Below are 20244 nucleotides of genomic sequence, written 5' to 3' on the forward strand. Positions count from 1 at the left end.
AGATGGTCCTCGCCCGGAGGGTGGACGGGCTGATCATCGGCGACGCCCACCTGGACGGGGCGGCGCTGGCCGGCCTCGAACGGAGCGGCACACCGTTCGTCCTCGTCAACCGCCGTACGGACGGCGGACATCCGGCCGTCGTCTGCGACGACCGCCACGGCGGGCGGCTGGTGGCCGAGCACTTCCTCGGCCTGGGGCACCGCCGGGTCGGTGTGATCGCGGGCGAGGCGTTCGCCAGTACGGGCACGGACCGCACCGCCGGTTTCGCGGACCGCTATCGCGAGGCGGGACTGCCGCTGCCTCCGGAGGCCGTACGCGCCTGCGGCTTCGACACGGCCGGCGGCCGGCGCGCCGCCACCGAACTGCTCACCTCCGTGCCCCGCCCCACCGCCCTCTTCGCGGTCAACGACCTGGCGGCGATCGGCGCGATGGGCGCGGCCCGCGACCTCGGCCTGCGCGTCGGTGCCGACCTCGCGCTCGCCGGCTTCAACGACGTCCCCGTCGCGGCGGAGCTGCCCGTACCGCTGACCAGCGTCCACTCCCCCATGAAGGACCTGGGCCGCACGGCCCTGCGCGAACTCCTCCGCCACCTCTCCGGTGACGCCCCGGCCCCCCGCCGCCTCCCCGCGCACCTGACGGTCCGTGCCTCCAGCGGCTCCCCGATCGGGCCCGCGATCGCCCCCTGACCGGCTCCGCGCCCGGCCCGGTGCCGGGCCGGCGGCGCCGTGCGCGCGGCGCGGCCGCTCAGGGCCGGCTCGGCGGGTCGCCTCCCCCGTCCGCGTCCCGCCCGCCGCGCGGCCGCAGGAGCGCCGTGAGGACGACGGCCGTGAGGGTGCCGGCGACGACCCCGCTGCCGAGAATCGTGCGGGCCCAGGAGGGGAAGCCCGCGTACAGGTCGGGGGCGAGAAGGGGCAGGAGACCGGCGGTGAGGGCGAGGGCGGCGGTCAGGGTGCCGTGGCCGGTGGCGGAGAGGTCGGCGCGGCGGAGCATGTCGACACCGAGCACGGCGATGACGGCGTAGACGACGAGGGAGGAGCCGCCGACGACGGCCTCGGGGATGCCGGCCAGGGCGCGGGAGACGGGGGTGGCGAGGCCGAGGGCGACGAGGAGGACACCGGAGCCGGCGGTCACGAAGCGGCTGCGGACACCGGTGAGGCGGCCGATGCCGATGTTCTCGGCGCTGGTGACCATGAGCGAGGTGCCGAACAGGCCGCCGGCCAGCGAGACCAGGGCGTCGGCGCGGGCGACGCGCGGCACGTCACGGGCCGGCTCCGGCCTGCGGCCGACGGTCTCGCTGTTGAGCACGGTCTGGCCGGTGATCTCGGCCAGGGTGGTGAGGCTGAACACCAGCAGCGGGAGGGCGGCCAGGACGTCGAAGCGGGGGGTGCCGAAGGGCAGGAAGGCGGGCAGGGCGAAGCCGCCGCCGGCCGCCGGGGTGAAGTCCCCCAGGCCGGTCACCACCGCCACGGCGGTGCCGGCCGCCATGCCGAGGAGGACCGAGGTCTGGCGCCGGACGCCGCGCAGCAGTACGTACGCGGCGGCGGTCGCCGCCACCGTGATCGCGGCCAGGAGCACCGCGCGCGGCTCGCCGGTGCCGTCCGGCCCGGTGACGAGGCGGGCGGCGACCCGGATCATCGCGATGCCGATGAGCAGCACGGTCACGCCCATGACGAGCGGCGGAAAGAGCCGTACGACCCGGGCGTACAGGGGCAGGACGGCCAGCAGGAGTCCCGCCGCCAGGAGGACCGCGCCGGTGGCGGTCGGCGCGCCGTGCTCCTGCGCGATCTGGAGGAACAGGGCCGTCGCCGCCCCGCCGGGCAGCATGACGAACGGGAGGCGGCCCCCGATCCGCCCCACGCCGAGGGACTGGAGGAGCGCGCCCGCGCCGCACAGCAGCAGGACGGCGCTGAGCAGCGAGGCCGTCGCGCCGGCCGGCATGCGGAGGGTGCCGGAGACGAGGAAGACGGTGGAGACGGGGGCGGCGATCATCGCGAGGACGTGCTGCGCCGCCAGGGGGGCCAGCCGGCGCAGCGGCACCCGCGCGTCGACGGGTGCGGACGCGCCGGCCGGGGCGGGGGCGGGCGGGGTGGCCGGGGCGGTCGTCATGCCGTGGCCCCCAGCCACGGGATCTCGTCGGCGGTGTAACGGTAGGCGCGGAAGACGGCGTTGGGCTCGGACGGGAAGAGGCCCCGGACCTCGCTCTCGCCGTAGCCGGCGAAGTGGGGGACCACGTACTCCCAGCACAGGTAGCCGTCCCTCGTCACTTCGAAGAGGCGCCCCGACGGGGAGTCGGTGACGAGCGTGTTGCCGTTGGGCAGGCGCTGCGCCGAGCCCATGAACGGTGCGAAGAAGAACTCGCGGGCGGGGTCGTGGTACTCCCACACGACGTCTCCGGCCGTGCGGTCGATCTCGACGACGCGGGAGTACGGCACGTCGTGGCCGGGCCGGAAGACGCCGTTGTCGAAGACGAGGAGGCGGCCGTCGTCCAGTTCGGTGGGCGCGTGCTGCTGGCTGACCGTTCCGGGGCGGCTGCGCCAGAGGATCTCGCCGGTGTCCCGGCTGATGACGACGACGGCGGAGACGCTGCGCAGACTGGCGAGGACGTTGCCGTCGCGCAGGGGCGTGACGCTGTTGATCAGGGGCCAGTGTTCCCGGGCGTACGCCTCGTGGAGCGCGAAGGAGTCCCGGTCGAGGTGTTCCGCCGCCCGCCAGGACCAGAGGAGTTCGCCGTCGGGGCCGATCTCCTTGACGGTGTCGGCCCAGACGGTGCCGCCGGCGGCCTCCGAGCCCGGCACTCCGCCCCGTACCGCCGCGGCGTCGGCCCCGGTGAGGGGTTCGAGGGCGGTGTAGAGGACGCGGCCGTCGTCGTAGTGGTGGGCGTCGTGGTGCTGGAGGGGGTCGCGGTGCTCCCGCAGCACGGTTCCGTCGGGCGCGGCACGGAGCATGACACCGCCCCGGTACTTGTGCCACATCGGGAACAGCGCCTTCTCGCCGGGAAGTACGCCGTTGTAGGCGAGGGTCCCGCCGTCGAGGAGCCGGGCGTGGCGGCCGGGGCGGTAGGGAAGGTCCCACCGGTGGACGGTGCGGCCGTGGAGGTCGACGAGATGGACCTCGCCGGTGCCGGTGAGGGGCGCGTAGAGGGTGTATCCCTCCGACGCCGCGGCTTCGTCGAGGGCGATGAGGCCGGTGGGGCGCCGACGGCGCGAGTTCTGGTCGATCAGGGGCATGTCGGAGCTCCTCGCGTCAAACTTTCTTTGATGAGAACAACCGACTTTGACGGTAGGGGCGGGGTGTGACGTGCGTGTGTCAGCCGTACGAAATCGTCGGCGGCGGCCCGCCGCGCGCGGCGTAGGCTGCGGTCGGGCGCCGCCGACCGGGCGGGACGGCGCCGTGGGGCGGGAGGACGGGACCAGTCATGGAGGCCGCGAACACACCGCGGGTCGGCGCCGCCGTGCGCCGCCGGCGCCGGGCGCTGGATCTGACGCTCGCCGAGGTCGGGCGGCGCAGCGGGCTCTCGTCCCCGTTCCTGAGCCAGATCGAGAACGACCGGGCACGCCCCAGCATGCGCTCGCTCCAGCGGATCGCTGACGCCCTCGGCACGACGGCGGTCCAGTTGCTCGCCGCCTCGGACGAGACCCGCACCGTCGACGTCGTGCGCGCCGGGGACGACGGCGGTCTGGACCGGGAGGGACGTGTCCGGCCGGTCGTGCGGGGCCGTCATCAGCTGCACGCGCTGGAGTTCGTGGGCCGGCACGAGGCGGACCGTGAGTTCCGGCACCGGCACGACGAGTTGCTGTACGTGGCGGACGGCGCGGTGGAGGTGGAGGCCGACGGCCGGCTCCACCGTCTGGAACGCGGTGACTCCCTGCTCCTGTCGGGCGGCGTCCGGCACCGCTGGCGCACCACGGACCCCGGCTCCCGGGTCCTCGTCGTCGCGGTCGGGGAACATCTGGAGCTGCTGGAGCCCTGAGGAACCCGACGGCGTCGGTCCGTCCGCGGCCCCATGATCCGGATCGGCGGCGAACCGGCGCCGGGAGGCGGCACCTCCGCTCCCGCCGACGTCCACCCGCCGCCAGGAGCGGCGGCATCGGGCGACATGCCCCAGACTCGTAGCAAGGGGCCGGTGCGTGAGACGCCGGCCGCGGGGCCCGACGCGCGTCGGGCCGGCAGGCAAGTCAGGTCAGGTCAGGTCAGGTCAGGTCAGGTCAGGTCAGGTCAGGTCAGGTCACGGGGAGTGTGGCCGCCGTGCTCGAGGTCCCGTTCTGGTTGTGGGCGGCGTTCGCCGCGACGGTGGTGGTGTCGCTGGCGGTGGATCTGCTGGCCCACCGCAGCGCGCACGTGATCGGATTCAAGGAGGCGGCCGCCTGGAGCGGCCTGTGGGTGGGCCTCGCGCTGGTCTTCGGCGCCGTCGTCTTCCTCGTCCTCGGAACGACCGCGGGCACGGAGTACACGACGGCCTGGCTGCTGGAGAAGAGTCTGTCCGTCGACAACCTCTTCGTCTTCGCCGTGATCTTCGGGTACTTCAAGGTGCCCCGCGCCTATCAGCACCGGGTGCTGTTCTTCGGCGTCATCGGCGCCCTGTTCTTCCGGGGCGTCTTCCTGACGCTCGGCGTGGCCGTGGTCAGCCGTTTCACCGCGATCCTCTTCGTCTTCGCCGCCATCCTCTTCTACAGCACGTACAAGCTGCTCAGGGAGGAGGACGACACCTTCGACCCGGGCAACAGCTTCGCCGTCAGGCTGCTGCGGAAGGTCGTACCGGTGCGCGACGAGTACGCGGGGGCGAAGTTCTTCGTCAAGGAGGCGGGCAAGCGCGTGGCCACGCCGCTGCTCGCGGTGGTGGCGGCGATCGAGGCGGCCGATCTGATCTTCGCCGTGGACAGCGTTCCGGCCGTTCTGGCCGTGAGCGACGACGCCTTCATCGTCTACACCAGCAACGCCTTCGCCATCCTGGGCCTGCGCGCCCTCTACTTCATGCTGTCCGGTCTCCTCGACCGCTTCCACTACCTCAACACCGGCCTCGCGGTGATCCTGTCGTTCATCGGCGTCAAGCTGATCCTTCAGGCGTCCCACAAGCTGATCAGCCCCGCCGTCCCCGAGATCCCGTCGCCGATCAGTCTGGCCGTCATCGCCGTGATCCTCGCCACCTCCGTCGCGTTCAGCCTGCGTCTGCCACCCCGGGGGAAGGGACGGGGGGCCGCCGACGCGGAGGAGAGCCCGCAGGACGCGGACTCCCCGGGGGAGCCGGATCCCGCCCCGGACACCCGGGACGCCGGCCCGGACGACCCGCCCTCCCGCTGACCGCCCGGACGTGCTCGCCAGGAGCGGCTTCCCTCACGCGCAGGGCGGGACTATCGTTAAAAAATGGGTAAAAACGAGCACCCGACCGGGCAGCACGGCGTGCTTGTCTGCCCGGTCTGCAAGCAGACCGTCGACACCGTGGTGAAGCGCCGGCACAAGACACTGGGCCTCTTCGTCCCCGAGTGGGGGCCGGGTCCGTGCCGCAACCCGGACTGTCCCGAGTATCTGGAGGAGCCTCTGCCCCGCACAGGGAAGGCGCGCGGCGATTCCTCGCGCTGAGCCCCTCGCGGGCGTCGGCGGCGACGGCGACGAGGTGGTACGAGGCACCGGCCCCGCCCGGTGCGGCGCGGGGGCCGGTGACTGGGGTCCGCCCGGGGAAAGACCGTCCCGAGGTCCGTCGGGTCCGGTCACGTCCCGGGCGGGTCCCACGGCTTCCGGGGGCTTGCGCCGGGTCACGGCGGTTTCCTCCGGCGTCGCCGGATCGCCCGGCGTCCGTGGTTCGCGTGGCGTCCGTCAGAACGCGAAGACCGTGGTCGCCGCCGTGCGGGCCGACAGTTCGCACGGGTTGCCGTAGGTCTCCGACCAGGTGACGCGCCGCCCCTGCCAGACGCCGTCCCCCGTGACGGTGACCGGGTTCCACTCGCGCGTACAGGGGCGGTCCTCCCCTGTCGCCGTCAGGTTCGTGAAGTTCCCGTCCGCCGCCGCCAGTTCGGCGCAGGCCTCCTCCGGCGCGGGATGGGTGCCGGACGGGGTCGGGGCGCAGTTCAGGGTGACCGCGCGGGTGACGGTGGCGGTCGCCGGGTCCTCGCCCTCACCGATGGTGAGGACGAGCGCCGACGGCGCGTAGAGGCTCGCGGGCGCCGCCTCGGCCGTGCCGGTGCCGGCGAGAGCGGTGCCGACAAGGGCGAGGCCCGTCGCGGTGGCGAAGGCGGTGGCGCCGAGGGTGCGGAAGTAACGCACAGGAGTGTCCCTTCGTGAGGTGACCTTGAGGGTGCGGGCCGATCGGCCGCGGCTCGGAGTTTTGTCGAGGCGCGGGCTGATCGCACACCTGGTCGCAAGGTTCCGGCCGCCGCCCGCCACGCGCCCCGACCGACTGGTCGTTCGGGCAGCTGGGAGGCGGTGTTCCGGTCCCTCTCCACCGCCCTCCGGAGCGCGGCCGCCGCAGCGGTACAAGCTCGGACGATCCCCTGGCCTGCGATGTCGCGAAAAACGTTCAAAACGGGACCTTCCGTGCGGACGCACGATCGTCCGGAATGCAGGGCCCCTGCGACCGGCAGGGCGGGGTGGGACACCGCGGCGATCCCCGGCCCGCCGGAAGGGAGGAGCGAGGAGAGCCGCCTTCCGGGGCGAATTCCGGGCGAACTCCTTCGGTCCGGCCCGTGACCAGCGAGTTTTCCCCCGCGGAGGACAGGAGCGCCGATCGGACGCCGTCGCCTTCTTCGCACCCCGGTGGTTCGGGAACGGCCGGGGCGAAGCCAAGCGGCCGGAAAACGTGCATGCTGGGCACCAACAGCGGTCGAGTTCCTGTCGGGAGGCCGGAAGAGTGAACGACGGCAAGGGGAGACGGCGCCTGGTCGGCCGTGCCTCGGCCGGGAGGGGTGCGGCGCACCGCTCGGCCGGATCCCGGGGGCGGCTCGGGCGGGGCGGCGCGCGGACGCCCTTCGACCGGCTCACCACCCGTGACCGGCTGGCCTGGCTGAATCTGGCCGGTACCAGGATCGGCACCACCCTCGACCTGGAACGCACCGCGCAGGAGCTGGCCGAGTTCACCGTGCCCGGCTTCGCCGACGGCGCCGCCGTCGACATCCTGGAGAGCGTCCTGCGAGGCGACGAGGGACTGCGCTGGACGGGTACGGGCGTCCCTCCCATGCGGGCCACCGCGGTCTGCGCCGTCGACGCGCTCTCCTCCCTGGAGCCCACCCCGGTCGGCGAGACCACCTTCCGGGCCGAGGAGGCGCACGAGACGCTGCTCCACCGCTACTGCCTGCGGCAGGGCAAGCCGGTGCTGGTGAGCCGGATGCGGGACGACGACTTCCTCAGGGTCGCGCCGACCGCGAGCGCCGCGGCCAAGATGCGGGCCGCCGGAGTGCACAGCTACCTCGCGGTCCCGCTGATCGCCCGGGGCCTGCTGCTCGGCAGCGCGGACTTCGTCCGCGGACCGGGCACCCCGCCGTTCTCGGCCACCGACCTGGCCCTCGCGGAACAGCTCGCCTCCCAGGCCGCCGTCTACATCGACAACGCCCGGCTGTACGGCCGTGAGCGCGAGCACGTCGTCTCGCTCCAGCGGAGCCTCCTGCCCCGCGCGACCCCCGTGACGCCCGGACTGCGGGTGCGGGGCGAGTACGCGCCGTCCACCGCCCATCACGGCGTGGGCGGCGACTGGTACGACGTGATGGCGCTGCCCGGCGGGCGTACGGCCCTCATGGTGGGCGACGTCATGGGGCACGGGCTGCCCGCCGCCGCCACGATGGGGCGGCTGCGGGCGGTCGCCCGCACCCTGATGACCCTGGACATGGCGCCCGAGCGCGTCCTGGCCCGCCTCGACCTGGCCACCCGCGACCTGGAGGACGAGCAGGTCGCCACCTTCCTCTGCGCCGTGTTCGACCCGGCCGACTCGACCTACACGCTGGCCAGCGCGGGGCATCTGCCCCCGCTGCTGCTCGGCGGCCCGGACGCCGCGGCGTTCGCGGACGTCCCCGTCGGCGCGCCGCTGGGGGCGGGTGTGATCCCGTACGACGCGGTCCGGCTGCGCGTACCGCCGGGCGGCAGTCTGGTGATGTACACCGACGGTCTGGTGAAGTCCCGGCACGCGGACCTGGAGCGGCAGCTGGACCTCCTGCGCTCGGCGGCGGGCGGGCTGGCGCCCGAGGCGGTCGAAGGCGGCGGCCTCATCGGGTGCGCTCCCGCGGGCGCGGCCCGTTTCGACGAGGCCGTGCTCCTCGTCGCGACGACCGCCGGGGACGCCCCGGACGCCCCGGCCGACGTGCGGGAGTGGACCCTGCCACGGGAGGGGCGCGCGGCGTCCGTGGCCCGGGGTCTGGTCACCGACCAGCTCGCCGCGTGGGAGCTGACGGAGCTGGCCGACGTGTGCGAACTGGTCGTCTCCGAACTCGTGGGCAACGCCCTGCGGTACGGCAACGGCCCGGGCCGGCTCCGGCTGCTGCGCGGCGAGCGCCTCGTCGTGGAGGTCTCGGACACCGGTCCCGACCTGCCGCAGATCCAGCACGCCGATCTCAGCGACGAGGGCGGCCGGGGCCTCCAGCTCATCAACATGCTGTGCCGCCGGTGGGGTTCGTGCCGCACCGTCACCGGCAAGGTGGTCTGGGCGGAACAGAACCTGCCCTGAGGGCGCCCCGTCGACGGGGCGCCCTCAGGGGGACGGCGGCAGCCTCTTCGACCGGCCGGCCGGGGGCGGTTCCTGACGGGCCGATCCGTTTCCGGCCGCCGCGGCGCCCAGCGCTCGCAGGGCGAGCAGCAGGACGCCGATGTCGTCCAGGTACACGGGGTCCGGCAGCAGGTCGACCGGCGAGACCGTGTACACGACCGCGGTCCAGAAGAGGGCCTTGGAACGCAGCGGGACTCCGGCGTCCAGCAGCAGTCTGCGGGCCCGCAGGACCCGGACGAGCAGAACGGCCGCGCAGCCCGCCACCGCGAGTACGAGAACCAGGGCCACGATCAGCCAGGGTGCGTTGTCCATGGCGCTCTCCTACCCCGTCACGGTCCCGCCGCGCGGGCGGTCCGGCGGGCCGCGGGGTTTGACCTCCCGGCGAGCGGCAATGCGGATCGGCGGGCGCCCACCACACCGTGACGAACAGCCAGCCATGAGTCACCGTCCAGGAAGGCAACCATGTCGACCGTGACCGCAGTTCTCCTCCTCGTGGCGCTGCTCGCCGCGCTGGTGGCGGCCGGCGTCCTGCTCCGGGCCCGTACCGGCGCGGACGGCGGCAGGCGCTCCCTCGAACGGCGCTTCGGCCCCGAGTACGACCGCACCCTCGAACAGCACGGCGGCGACCGCGAGTCGGCCCACCGCGATCTGCGGGAGCGGGTCGAACGGTACGGCCGCCTCCGTCCGCTGCCGCTGGAGGCCGCGGTCCGCGAGCACTACGCCGGCCGGTGGGCCACGCTCCAGGAACGCTTCGTCGACGCGCCGGGGCAGGCCCTCGCCGACGCCGACGAGCTTCTGACCAGGATCGCGGCGACCCGGGGTTTCCCCGAGCCCGAACGGCGCGAGGAGCAGCTCGCCGCGCTGTCGGTGCACCACCCGCACCAGGTGGGGGGCCTGCGCGCGCTGCGGCACGCGGCGCGTACCCAGGCGGCCTCCACCGAGGAGATGCGGACGGCGCTGCTCGGGGCGCGTGCCCTGTTCGAGGAGCTGACGGCGGCCGCGTCCCCCGTCGCCGGCCGCCCGGCCTCGGGGCGGCACCGGGCGCCCCATCTCCTCAAGCCGAAGGGAAGTGGTGCGTGATGGCGCACGAGAACCATGACCGGTGGGCCAAGGGCGGGGACGAGGAGGACCCGCGGCAGGCGTCCACGCCGCCGACGGGCCCGGCCGCGCCCCTCGACGGAGAGGGGCCGCCGCCCGGGAGCGTCCCCGTCCAGCGCACCGGCCCTCCGGCTCCCCCGCCCGCCGTACCACCACCCACCGCACTGCCGCGGCAGCGGCAGCCGACCGTCCCGTCCGAGGATCCCAGTGCCGCGGGCCGGAACGGCGGGAGCGAGAGGAACGCTCCCGCCGCGACCCCCGCCGCGCCGCGCGGACGGGACGCCGCCGACCACCCGGACGCCGGTCCCGCCCTCGGCGGGAGCCCGGCTGCGGACGACGGCGACCGGCTGTTCGACGAGGACACGCGCGACCGTCTCGAACAGCGCCTGCACCACGCGCTCGTACGATTCGTCGACGCGCCCCACGAGTCGGTCGCCGAGGCGGACGAGGTCCTGGCGGAGGCGGAGGAACAGCTCCTCGCCTCCTTGCGGGACCGCCGGGCCGCGTTGCGGGCGGGCTGGCGGGAGGACGGCCGGGCCGCCGGCCCGGACCGGGACACCGAGCGGCTCCGGGTGCTGCTGCGGACCTACCGCGAAGTGACGCGGCGGCTGCTCGGCACCTGAGCCCGGCGACCTCCCGAAGACCGGAAACCCCCTGGACGCCAGGGGGTTTCCGGCCCTCCGGACGGGTGGACGTCACTCCTCCGGGAGACATGGCACACAACTGCCGCACATGTCCGCGACGACGGGGTAACAGAGTGCGGGCGGGGCCGTCGGACGTATTGTTGCCGTTTGACAACTATGGCCGTGGAGCAACAGAGTAGGCGTGTCGGACGCGCACGGGGAAGGACCAGGAATGCTCCGGTGGGCGGGGAGGTCTCCGTGTGCTGGTCGCCCGCACCGTGTGGCGCCGGTGACACCGGCGCGGCGCCCGGGTGCTCAGGCGGTCCGGCTGTCCGCGTCGGGGGTGACGCCGTGTATCTGCGTCGCGGCGGCGGAACAGAACGCCTCCAGCCCCTCCAGCAGCGCCACCCGCTTCTCGGCGGGCATGTCCGACAGCACCTGCCGAAGTTCCCGCTCCCGGCGCGTCCGCAGATCGGCGAGGAACGCGCGGCCCGGGGCACTCAGGTGCAGCCGCACCTCCCGCCTGTCCCCCTGGCTCACGGTCCGCTCGACGAGCCCGGCGGCCACGAGCCGGTCGCAGAGCCGGCTGGTGGAGGGCGGGGTGGAGGCGAGCGACTCGGCGAGGGTGCGCAGGTTGATGCCCTCGTGGTGTTCCAGGATGTGCAGCACCCGCAGCTGGGAGGCCGAGGTGGGTGCGGTCGACGCCCGGCCCCACACGACTTCCAGCAGCTCGACGGCCGTGGTCGTCACACGCGCGACCTCGTCGGGCTCTGGGCGGCGGCGGAAGGCAGTCACAGTCACACTCTCGCAGGCACGGGGATGCCTGTCAGCGTACTAGGCGTACGCATTGATCACCGATGCCCCCGGGCCGGGGTGTTCCCGACGGGAACCCGGCCCCGGCCGAGGGGCACCCGCAGCGGAGAAGGAATGGTGTGTTTCCGACATGAAGAGATTTCTGGCCGCCGAACGCGCTCTGCGTGCGGCGGCTCCCCACGAGTTGCTCGACGCCATCCGTGCCGTACTGACGGAACAGTACGGCGCGGAGGACGTCGAGCTGTTCATGGCCGACTACGGCCTGACCGTCCTCCAGCCCGTGGCGACGCTGCCGCTGTCGGGCGAACCGGTGTCCGTGCACAACAGTCCTGCCGGCCGCGCCTTCGGCTCCCAGGAGCCGTACCGCGAGGAGGAGAGGGACGGGCGGACGCGCCTGCACCTGCCGGTCAGCGTGCGCGGGGACCGGCTCGGCGTGCTGACCGTGACCCTGCCCGGAAGTGACGCGGCACGGCGGTGGACGCCCGAACTGGCCCAGGCGGCCGACGTACTGGCCCGTGAGCTGATCGTGGCCGAGCGCGACACCGACCTGTACCTGCAGGCGCGCCGCAAGGACCGGCTCACCCTGGCCGCCGAGATGCAGTGGCAGCTGCTGCCGGGCCGCTCGTGCTCGCGCGCCGAGTACGACCTGGGGGCCCAGCTGGAACCCGCGTACGCCATCTTCGGTGACAACTTCGACTGGTCCTCGACCGCCGACCACCTGATGCTGTACGTCACCAACGGCATGGGCGAGGGCATAGAGGCCGCCCTGCTCACGAACCTGGCCATCAACGCGCTGCGCAACGCCCGGCGGGCCGGCATCTCCCTCGCCGACCAGGCGGCCCTGGCCGACCAGGCCGTCTACGCGCATTACCAGGGCCGGGCGTACCTGTCCGTCCTCATGTTCGACTTCGACCTGTCCACCGGACGGGCGCGGGTGGTGGACGCGGGCTCGCCCCGGCTGGTGCGGCTGCGCCGCGGTGTCGTGGAACACGTCACCTTCGAGGCCCAGCTGCCGTTGGGCATGTTCGAGGAGACCGACTACGTGGCGCAGGACTTCCACGTCGAGCCCGGCGACCGGCTGGTCTTCGTCAGCGACGGGGTGCACGCCGCGGCCTCCCCCAAGGGGGAGGAGTACGGGGAGGAGGCCCTCAGCCGGGCCATCCACTCCACGCGGCTGCTGCCCGCCGCCGAGGTGCCCCGTGCCGTCCTGCGGGAGCTCGGCGGGCACCGGGGACGGCCGGCACCCGACGACGACGCCCTGGTGGTGTGCCTGGACTGGCGGGGGAGGCCTCCCGGCGACCGAACGGGCGGCGAGCGGATGTGACGATCGCGTGTGGGTCGGGGGCGCGACCTCGCGTTAACGTTTGTCATGTAGCAATAATTGCTCGGGGATGGCCGACCGGTCGGCCCGGGGCCTCGCAGCAGGGAGACGATGCAGGTGGCGGAGCACGAAACGGCCCTCGACGTGACGCGGGAGCTGAGCGACTTCCTGGAGCGCCGGCGCGAGCAGATCGCCCAGCGGTGGGCGGAGGCCTCCCTGTTCCGCGCGGTGTTCACCGTGTCACGCGACGAGGCGGTCGAGGCGTGCAAGGCCGTCGTGGACGCCCTGGCCGAAGTGGCCCGCGGCGGGCGGCCGGAGGACCTCCGGGCCCCCGGTTTCGACTCCGTGCGGGAACAGCTCGGCCGCATGGCGGCCTCCCGGGCGAAGGCCGGGTACACCCCGTCGCAGATCGCGGGCGAGGTCGCCGGGCTGCGCGAGCCGGTCACCAGCCTGCTGCGCGCGGAGTACGACGACCCCGCCGACCCCCGGGCCCAGGCGAACGAGATCGCGCTGACGATCCTCATCGGCACGCTCCGCCTGGTCGTCATGGAGACCACGGTCGACGCGGGCGAGGAACTGATCGCCCGGCAGCGCCAGCAGCTCCTGGAGGTGGCCACGCCCGTCATCCGGCTGTGGGACGGTGTCGTCGCGGTGCCGCTGATCGGCACCCTCGACAGCGCGCGCAGCCAGATCGTGATGGAGAGCCTGCTGGAGGCGATCGTGGACCAGCGGGCCCGGTACGCCATCCTCGACATCACCGGGGTGCCCACCGTCGACTCGCTGGTGGCCCAGCACCTGATGAAGACCGTCGCCGCCGCCCGACTGATGGGCGCCGAGTGCATCGTCTCCGGGATCCGGCCGGCCATCGCCCAGACGATCGTGCAGCTCGGCATCGACCTCGGGACGATCATCACGCGCGCCGGTCTCTCCGACGCCCTGGCGTACGCGCTCAGCCAGCAGGGCATCGTCGTGTCGCCGCGGCCGGCCATGGGAGGGAACGCGCGGTGACGGGGCCCTTCGCCACCCAGCCGGGACCGGTGCCGGTCCTCGTGCTGGGCGACGTGCTGCTCGTCACCCTGCAGGGCGATCTGCACGACACGGCGGCGGAGCGGCTCCAGCAGGACATCACCCAGCGCATCGCGTCGAGCCCGGCACCGGTGGGCGGCGTGGTGATCGACATCTCGGGCGTGGAGATCGTCGACTCCTTCCTCGGCCGGATCCTCGCCGAGATCGCCGCCAGCGCCCGCCTGCTGGCCACCCGGACGGTCCTCGCCGGGATGCGCCCCTCCGTGGCCATCACCCTGGTCGAACTGGGCCTCACCATGCCGGGCCTGGACACGGCCCTGGACGTCGAAAGGGCCCTGTCCCTGCTGGGCCACCCCTCCCCCGCGGCCCCGACCACCCACCCGGAAGAGGGCGCGTGATGCATGCCCCGTTCGTGTCGGCCACACGCCTGTCCATCGGCTCCGACGCCGATCTCGCCTGGGTACGCCAACAGGTGCGGCAGGCCGCGGCGGCGCTCGGTTTCGGCCTGGTCCAGCAGACGAAGCTGGTGACCGCGGTGAGCGAACTCGCCCGGAACACCCTCGTCCACGGGGGCGGCGGTCACATGGAGATGACACCGCTGGCCGAAGGGAACAGGGTCGGGCTGCGGCTCTCCTTCGTCGACCGGGGCCCCGGCATCCGGGACCTCGAACTCGCCATGACCGACGGGTACACGACCGGAGGCGGCCTCGGGAAGGGTCTGAGCGGATCCAAGCGCCTGGTCGCGGAGTTCGCCATCGACAGCCGCCCCGGCGAGGGCACCACCGTCACCATCGCCGACTGGGTGTCCGGTGTGCCCTCGCCCCGCGCAGGTGCCTCATGAGCAGGGTCTGGGACATCCCGGTGCAGGACTCCACCCGGGTCCGGGACGTCCGCGTCGCCGCCGAGGCCGCGTCCGCCCACGTCGGCCTGGACGCCCACGCCACGGCGGTCGCGGCGCTGGTGGCCACCGAGCTCGCCACCAACCTGGTCAAACACGCGGGCGGCGGCCGCGTGATGATCGAGCCGGCCGGCCCCGCCCACCCCGACCCCGATGCCGCGCCCCGCGTCCAGATCACCTCCCTGGACCACGGGCCCGGCATCGCCGACGTCGCGGCCGCGCTGCGGGACGGCTCCACCACCGCCCGGGCGTCCCTCGGCGCCGGTCTCGGCACCTGCCGGCGCGTGTCCCACGAGTTCGACCTGCACAGCGCGCCGGGCCGCGGCACCGTCGCCGTGGCGCGCGTCGGCCGGGAGCGGCCTTCCAGAGCCGCCTCCCGCCCACGGGCCGGCTCCTTTCGGCAGGGCGTGCGCGCCGGCGGCGTCACCACCTCCCTCGCCCACGCCGAGCACTCCGGGGACGCCTGCACCGCGGTGCGCTCGGGCTCACGGGTCACCCTGATGCTCGCGGACGGGCTCGGACACGGCGCCAAGGCGGCCCTGGCGTCGACCGCCGCCGTCGAGACCCTGCGCCGGCACGCGGACCTTCCGCCCCCCGAGATCCTGCGGCGGCTGCACACCGCGCTGCGCACCACGCGGGGCGCCGCCGTCGGCGTCGCCCGGCTCGACGAGGACACCGGCCGGCTGTCGTTCGCCGGTGTCGGCAACATCGGGGCCAGGCTCCGTACCCCCGGCGGATGGCAGCACCTCGTCTCCCATCCCGGCATCGTCGGGGCCCACTTCCCCGCCACCGTCCCCGTACGCGAGGCGGACTGGGGGCCGGACCGCCTGCTGGTCCTGCACAGCGACGGCCTCCCCAGCCGCTGGGTGCCCCCCGACGATCCCCTGCTCACCGCTCATGACCCGGCGGTGGTCGCCGCGGTCATCCTCCGCGACGCGGGCAGCGCCGCGCGCCCCGAGCGCGACGACACCTGCGTGGCCGTACTGGCCCCTGCCCCATCGGATGGGAGTCCATGACCGCAACCACTCACGTCCGGAAGCTGGCGTCGCTCGCCGACGCGGCGCGGACCCGCGCCGCCCTCGACCGGATCGTCACCGAGGGCGGCGCTCCGGCGCTGGAGCGCGCCCGCTTCCTCACCGCCCTGACGGCGCGGCTGCGCCACTGTCTCGACCAGGGCGGCGAATGGGCGCTGCTGCTCCGGGTCCACCCGCCCGCCGGCCGGCGGGACGGCCGTCTGGAGGTGGTCCTGGACCCGGTCGGCGCGCCCGCCCCCGGCCCGGGGACGGCGCCCACCCTGACCTGCCCCCTGCCGCACCCCGCTCCCCCGGACGGCTCCGGTCCCGAAGTGCCGCTGTCCGAGGCCCTGCTGCGCGCCGACGAGAACACCGCGACCGTGCTGCGCCTCCTCGACGAGCAGGAGGATCTCGTACGGCTCCACGAGGAGGAGCTGCACAAGACCAACCAGGGTGTCCTGGCGCTCCACTCCGACCTGGAGGCGGCGGCGGTGGCCCAGCGCGAGCTGCTCGAAGCCGAACGGACCGCCCGCGCCGAGGCCGAGCGGGCCCGCCGGCTGCTCACCTTCCTCGCCGACGCCAGCGCCGCCATCACCGCCTCCCTCAGCGCCACCGCCGTTCTGCGCCGCCTGGCCGACATGCTCGTACCGGAGTACGCCGCCCACCTCGACGTCTGGCTCTTCGACGAGGAGGGCGCGGACCAGGACGGTGGTGACGACGTCGCGTACGAAGGGCACGACGGGCGCGCGTACCGGGCGCGGGAGCACTCGCTGGCCGCGGTGGCCGCCGCCCGCACCGGCCGTCCCCAGCACGCCGCCGCCCACCCCGGCGGGCTGCCCGGCACGGACGACCTTCCGCCCTCCGCCCTCTCCCCCGACCGGCCGCTCCTGGCGATCCCCCTCACGGCCCACCGCCTGCTGGGCGTCATCACCCTCACCGCCCCGGGGCCCCGCTTCGACGCGGACACCGGGGTGATGCTGGTCGAACTGGCCCGGCGCGTCGGAATCGCTCTGGACAACGCCCGCCGCTACGAGCAGTACCGCGACACCGCCGAGGCCCTGCAGCGGGCCCAGCTCACCGACCTGCCCGACCCGCCGGGCCTGCTCCTGGCCGCCCGGTACCTGCCGGCCACCCGCGGCCTGAACATCGGCGGCGACTGGTACGACGCCTTCCTCCAGCCCGACGGCGGACTCCTCGCCGTCATAGGGGACGTCACCGGCCACGGGCTGCACGCCGCCGTCGTCATGGGCCAGCTCCGCACGGCGCTGCGCGCGTACGCGGTCGAGAACAAGAGCCCCGGCGAGATCCTCAGCCACCTGCACCGCATGCTCTGTCACCTGCAGCCGGAGCTGTACGCCACCGCGATGATCGCCCGGTTCCGCCCGGGCGAACCGGAGGTGGTCTGGGCGTCGGCGGGCCACCTGCCCGCCGTGGTGCGCGCCGCCGACGGCTCCGTACGCGTCCTGGACGCCAAGCCGGGCGTGATGCTGGGCATCCCCGTGCCCTTCACCTACCAGGACCACCGGGCCGAACTGCCCCCGGGCTCGTCCCTGGTGCTCTACACCGACGGCCTGGTCGAACGCCGCGCGGACGGCATCGACCCGGGGATCGAGCGCCTCGCCCGCTCCATGGCCGGCTTCGACACGACGGAGCTGGAGCAGGACCTGAACGCGGCGGCCGACGACGTGCTCAAGCAACTCCTGCACGACTCCGAACGGGACGACGACGTCTGCCTGCTGATGTGCCACATGGTGACGCCGCCCCAGGACGCCGAGGCGGCCGGGGAGCTGGGGGCGGCCGTCAGCTGACCGGCCCGGTCAGAACCGGTGGCCGCCCATGTGCCGGGCGGTGGCGTCCTGGGCGGCCAGGAGGGCGCGCATGCCCCGGCTCAGTGCCTCCCGGTCGTCCGGTTTCATGGCGGCCAGCACCTCGGCGAGTGCCCGCGACCGGTGGGCCGCCACCTCGTCCAGCACCTGTCGGCCCCGTGTCGTGAGGTTCAGCTGCACCTCACGGCGCTTGTGCGGGTGGAGCACCCGCTCCAGCAGCCCCGCCGCCGCCAGCCGGTCGCACAGCCGGCTGGCCGTCGGCAGCCCTATCTCCATGCCCTCCGCGAGCGTGGTGAGGTTGAGCCCCGGCTCGGACTGCAGAATCCGCAGCGCCCGCAGCTGGTGCGGCGACAGCCGCAGACTCGCCTCCTGACTCGCCGCGGCCCACAGGTGCGCGAGACCGTCCACCGCGTCGGAGATCTCCAGGGCGAGGGACGACGGATCTCCGCCCGTTCCCTTCGACCGATCGTCTCCGGAGCCACTGAGACGAGTCACGAACCCATCGCTTTCAGCATTCGCCTGCCCATATGGATAACACCCTCATTCAAACGCGTTACCCGATGAGTCGCCGAGCAAGCACCGCCGGTCGAGCCATCGTAGGAAGCCGGGTGGGACAGGGAAACGGATCAGGGGCGGGAGAGGCGCGAGGGACCGGCCGGGCCCCCCTCCGCGAAGGCGCGCGAGCCGGAGACCGGGGCCGGCGTCCGCCACCCGGGTGGCGATGTCGAGACCCCTCTCGGCGAAGGCTTCGCGGCGCTGGGTGCTTCGACGTCGACCGGCATGCCAGCAACCTAGCCCAGGGTGGGGCGCCCCCGGGCGCTTGTGGACAAACCGGCACGGGGGTGAGGAGGACGCGGTGGGGTCGTGAAGATACCGGGAGCGTGCCGAACGGCGCGCGGGTGGAGGTCAGTCGGGGCGGATGAGTGAACTGCCGGTGAGCAGGACGACCTGGTCCCGGTCCGTGTAGGTCCTCGCCTGCTCCCTGTCCGGGTTGAGCTCGACCCCGTGGTGGGGTGACCGTCCGATGTGCCGGGCGATGCGATGGCCGATGGCCAGGTGCCCCTGGTGCCGGACGGCGCCCACGACGGAACCGAAGGTGACCGGCCGGTTCAGCGGCACGTAGTGCGCGGCGGGGTGCAGGGCGATCTGGAAGCCGGTGGGCGCGAACAGTTCGTCGAAGATCCTGTCGAGATGGGGGTTCTGGGAGATCTGGGAGAGGCGCAGGCTCAGGAAGTTGCCGCTCACGATGAGATCGTCGGGTTTGCCGGCCTGGGCCAGGACCCGGTTGCGGTCGTCGGCCATCTCGGTCACCAGGGTGAAGGGGTGCGTGGTGCGCTCCGCGAGATCCCGGAGGTTGAGCAGGGTGGCGAGGGTACCGGCGTCCGCCTCCTGCGGGTCGCGGTCGCCGGGACAGAGGACGATGACGTGGTCGTACCCGTCCACGGACAGGTCCTCCAGGACGTGCCGCCGGGTGATGTCGGCCTGCCGGACCGTCAGTTCGAGTCCGTTGCCGCGCCCCGCCTCGATCACGGTCGGCGTGTCGGTGACGACGTCGACGCGCGAGCCGGCCGGAAGGTGGGCACCCAGCTGCTCGACGATGGCACCGAGGCGCCGGTTGGAGCCGAGGACGAGGACGCCGCGGCCCGGGCTCCGCGACGTCACCGCGGGTGGCGGGGGCACAGGGGCGAACTCCTCCGTGGCGGGGTCGGCCAGGGCGATGGTGCTGATGTCCTCGCTGATGACGACGATCCGGTCCGAGGCCTCGACGCGGGTGTCGCCGTGCGGGTTCATCAGGATGTGGCCGTCCTGCCGCATCAGTCCGATGACGGTGGAGGCGCGGAAGGCGAGCAGAGCGTCGTCGAAGCGCCGTCCGGCCAGTTCCGGCTGGTGGGTCAGGTAGATCTCCTGGCCGGCGAAGTCCAGCAGCTCGCTGTAGACGCGGGAGAGTCCCGACTGCAGGCTGCTCTGCACCAGCAGGCGGGCGATGAACCCCTGGGTGCTGACGACACGGCAGCGCGGTCCGCCCGCCAGGCGGGCCGCGGCGAGGTTCTGCTCGTCCGCGACCCCGGCGACGAGGAGCGGGCCCGTGCCCTCCTCCCCGGGCGTTCCGGCGACGGCGAGCAGGGACTTGATGACGCCGAAGTCCGGGGCGTCGTCCTCGGCCGCCAGGACGATCACCGACCTGGCCCGCCCGGGGCTGACGATGCTCACGTCCTGGGGATCGGCGGGGTTGCCGGTACGGCAGACGATACGGGTGCCGGCCGTGTCGCCGACCCGTTCACGGATCTCGGTCTCCATCTCCGAACGGTCCTTCTCGGCGAGGACCGCGATGCAGGCGTGGCGGCGGCTGCGGTTGGCCTCGACCAGTTCCGCCACGATCACATGGACCTGGGAGGACCAGCCGAGGATGACGGTGTGGCCGGTCTCCACCACGGGCGTCCTTCCGGCCCGCAGCCGTGCGAGCTGGTTCTGCAACCCGGCGCTGATCACCGGGATCAGCGTGCTCATCAGCATGATGCCGCCGAAGGCCATGAGGATCGCGACCCCGAGGAAGAGGACCGATCCCCGGTCCTTGACCAGGATGGTGGGGCTCAGCACTCTGAGGAACCCGTCCCACACCGAGGAACGGGCGTTGTCCGGCCGGATGCCGTCGGGGGCGAACGCCAGCAGGAGCAGACCGTTGAGGGCCGCGAGCAGGCAGCAGAGGACGGCGAGGACGCCGATCAGGGCGGGGGCGCCCCGGCCCATGACGTTGTCGACCCGATAGCGGAACTTCTGCAGCACAAGAACTCCTGCCTCGCGGGGCTCCGCTGGTAGTCAGCGTCGGAGCCATCATGCGAGTCCTCACCGCGGCGGTCCACGAGGCCCGGCCGACGGGACCTCCGCGTCACGCGTCCGCCCCAGCGCGGCGGTGGCGGCGAGCACCACGTACAGGTGAATCGC

General features: G+C 73.7%; 20 protein-coding genes. 13 read left to right on the forward strand and 7 right to left on the reverse strand.

Features of this window, described 5'->3' with window-relative positions:
- The coding region (locus tag RIF68_RS05560; RefSeq protein ID WP_309049999.1) for a substrate-binding domain-containing protein at window positions 1-686 on the forward strand (686 nt) is incomplete at its 5' end.
- 58 nt (window positions 687-744) lie between these two features.
- Here RIF68_RS05560 and RIF68_RS05565 read toward each other — a convergent pair.
- Both RIF68_RS05565 and RIF68_RS05570 read right to left on the reverse strand, forming a co-directional pair.
- Window positions 745-2106: a solute carrier family 23 protein gene (locus tag RIF68_RS05565; protein ID WP_309050000.1), complete on the reverse strand. Its 1362-nt coding sequence runs from the start codon at window positions 2104-2106 to the stop codon at window positions 745-747.
- A complete protein-coding gene (locus RIF68_RS05570; protein WP_309050001.1) occupies window positions 2103-3227 on the reverse strand; it encodes an aryl-sulfate sulfotransferase in 1125 nt (374 codons plus the stop codon). The genes RIF68_RS05565 and RIF68_RS05570 overlap by 4 nt, the downstream gene beginning before the upstream one ends.
- A gap of 188 nt (window positions 3228-3415) precedes the next feature.
- Here RIF68_RS05570 and RIF68_RS05575 point away from each other — a divergent pair, with 188 nt between their 5' ends.
- From RIF68_RS05575 to RIF68_RS05585, 3 genes are all read left to right on the forward strand, one after another.
- Complete coding sequence (locus RIF68_RS05575) at window positions 3416-3970, forward strand: helix-turn-helix transcriptional regulator (protein WP_309050002.1); 555 nt, start codon at window positions 3416-3418, stop codon at window positions 3968-3970.
- Window positions 3971-4245: 275 nt separating this feature from the next.
- Window positions 4246-5298 carry a TerC family protein gene (locus tag RIF68_RS05580; protein WP_309050003.1) on the forward strand — a complete coding sequence of 351 codons (1053 nt, stop codon included), beginning with the start codon at window positions 4246-4248 and terminating at the stop codon, window positions 5296-5298.
- A 63-nt stretch (window positions 5299-5361) separates the two neighbouring features.
- A complete protein-coding gene (locus RIF68_RS05585) occupies window positions 5362-5577 on the forward strand; it encodes a hypothetical protein (protein WP_309050004.1) in 216 nt (71 codons plus the stop codon).
- 234 nt (window positions 5578-5811) lie between these two features.
- On the opposite strand, the gene RIF68_RS05590 is transcribed toward RIF68_RS05585, so the two are convergent.
- Window positions 5812-6258, reverse strand: coding sequence for an SSI family serine proteinase inhibitor (locus tag RIF68_RS05590; RefSeq protein ID WP_309050005.1), 447 nt, complete (start codon window positions 6256-6258; stop codon window positions 5812-5814).
- Between the two features lie 583 nt (window positions 6259-6841).
- Between RIF68_RS05590 and RIF68_RS05595 the strand changes: the two genes are divergently transcribed.
- Window positions 6842-8644, forward strand: coding sequence for a SpoIIE family protein phosphatase (locus RIF68_RS05595; protein ID WP_309050006.1), 1803 nt, complete (start codon window positions 6842-6844; stop codon window positions 8642-8644).
- Between the two features lie 24 nt (window positions 8645-8668).
- On the opposite strand, the gene RIF68_RS05600 is transcribed toward RIF68_RS05595, so the two are convergent.
- The gene (locus RIF68_RS05600) at window positions 8669-8995 is read right to left on the reverse strand and encodes a YkvA family protein (protein ID WP_309050007.1); all 327 of its coding nucleotides are present in this window, start codon (window positions 8993-8995) and stop codon (window positions 8669-8671) included.
- Window positions 8996-9145: 150 nt separating this feature from the next.
- Here RIF68_RS05600 and RIF68_RS05605 point away from each other — a divergent pair, with 150 nt between their 5' ends.
- Together RIF68_RS05605 and RIF68_RS05610 are read left to right on the forward strand one after the other, a co-directional pair.
- The gene (locus tag RIF68_RS05605; RefSeq protein ID WP_309050008.1) at window positions 9146-9763 is read left to right on the forward strand and encodes a hypothetical protein; all 618 of its coding nucleotides are present in this window, start codon (window positions 9146-9148) and stop codon (window positions 9761-9763) included.
- Window positions 9763-10404: a hypothetical protein gene (locus RIF68_RS05610; RefSeq protein ID WP_309050009.1), complete on the forward strand. Its 642-nt coding sequence runs from the start codon at window positions 9763-9765 to the stop codon at window positions 10402-10404. Before RIF68_RS05605 ends, RIF68_RS05610 begins: the two co-directional genes overlap by 1 nt.
- A gap of 315 nt (window positions 10405-10719) precedes the next feature.
- Here RIF68_RS05610 and RIF68_RS05615 read toward each other — a convergent pair whose 3' ends face one another.
- Window positions 10720-11154 carry a MarR family transcriptional regulator gene (locus RIF68_RS05615; RefSeq protein WP_309050010.1) on the reverse strand — a complete coding sequence of 145 codons (435 nt, stop codon included), beginning with the start codon at window positions 11152-11154 and terminating at the stop codon, window positions 10720-10722.
- 193 nt (window positions 11155-11347) lie between these two features.
- On the opposite strand from RIF68_RS05615, the gene RIF68_RS05620 reads away from it, so the two are divergent.
- The 6 genes from RIF68_RS05620 to RIF68_RS05645 all read left to right on the forward strand — a co-directional run bounded on the left by RIF68_RS05620 (window position 11348) and on the right by RIF68_RS05645 (window position 17283).
- Window positions 11348-12541: a SpoIIE family protein phosphatase gene (locus RIF68_RS05620; RefSeq protein ID WP_309050011.1), complete on the forward strand. Its 1194-nt coding sequence runs from the start codon at window positions 11348-11350 to the stop codon at window positions 12539-12541.
- A gap of 108 nt (window positions 12542-12649) precedes the next feature.
- Window positions 12650-13546, forward strand: a complete 897-nt coding sequence (locus tag RIF68_RS05625) for an STAS domain-containing protein (RefSeq protein WP_309050012.1) — start codon at window positions 12650-12652, stop codon at window positions 13544-13546.
- On the forward strand, window positions 13543-13962 hold the full coding sequence (locus RIF68_RS05630) for an STAS domain-containing protein (RefSeq protein ID WP_309050013.1): 420 nt from the start codon (window positions 13543-13545) through the stop codon (window positions 13960-13962). Before RIF68_RS05625 ends, RIF68_RS05630 begins: the two co-directional genes overlap by 4 nt.
- Entirely contained in the window at window positions 13962-14405 is a 444-nt protein-coding gene (locus RIF68_RS05635) for an anti-sigma regulatory factor (RefSeq protein WP_309050018.1), read from the forward strand. The genes RIF68_RS05630 and RIF68_RS05635 overlap by 1 nt, the downstream gene beginning before the upstream one ends.
- On the forward strand, window positions 14402-15478 hold the full coding sequence (locus RIF68_RS05640) for a SpoIIE family protein phosphatase (RefSeq protein WP_309050014.1): 1077 nt from the start codon (window positions 14402-14404) through the stop codon (window positions 15476-15478). Before RIF68_RS05635 ends, RIF68_RS05640 begins: the two co-directional genes overlap by 4 nt.
- A complete protein-coding gene (locus tag RIF68_RS05645; RefSeq protein ID WP_309050015.1) occupies window positions 15475-17283 on the forward strand; it encodes a SpoIIE family protein phosphatase in 1809 nt (602 codons plus the stop codon). Before RIF68_RS05640 ends, RIF68_RS05645 begins: the two co-directional genes overlap by 4 nt.
- 9 nt (window positions 17284-17292) lie before the next feature.
- On the opposite strand, the gene RIF68_RS05650 is transcribed toward RIF68_RS05645, so the two are convergent.
- Both RIF68_RS05650 and RIF68_RS05655 read right to left on the reverse strand, forming a co-directional pair.
- Window positions 17293-17796 carry a MarR family transcriptional regulator gene (locus RIF68_RS05650; RefSeq protein ID WP_309050016.1) on the reverse strand — a complete coding sequence of 168 codons (504 nt, stop codon included), beginning with the start codon at window positions 17794-17796 and terminating at the stop codon, window positions 17293-17295.
- Window positions 17797-18207: 411 nt separating this feature from the next.
- Window positions 18208-20085, reverse strand: coding sequence for an NAD-binding protein (locus RIF68_RS05655; protein WP_309050017.1), 1878 nt, complete (start codon window positions 20083-20085; stop codon window positions 18208-18210).
- Between the last annotated feature and the right edge of the window lie 159 nt (window positions 20086-20244).

It is taken from the genome of Streptomyces sp. (assembly GCF_031178505.1).
GTDB classification, from domain to species: domain Bacteria; phylum Actinomycetota; class Actinomycetes; order Streptomycetales; family Streptomycetaceae; genus Streptomyces; species Streptomyces gulbargensis.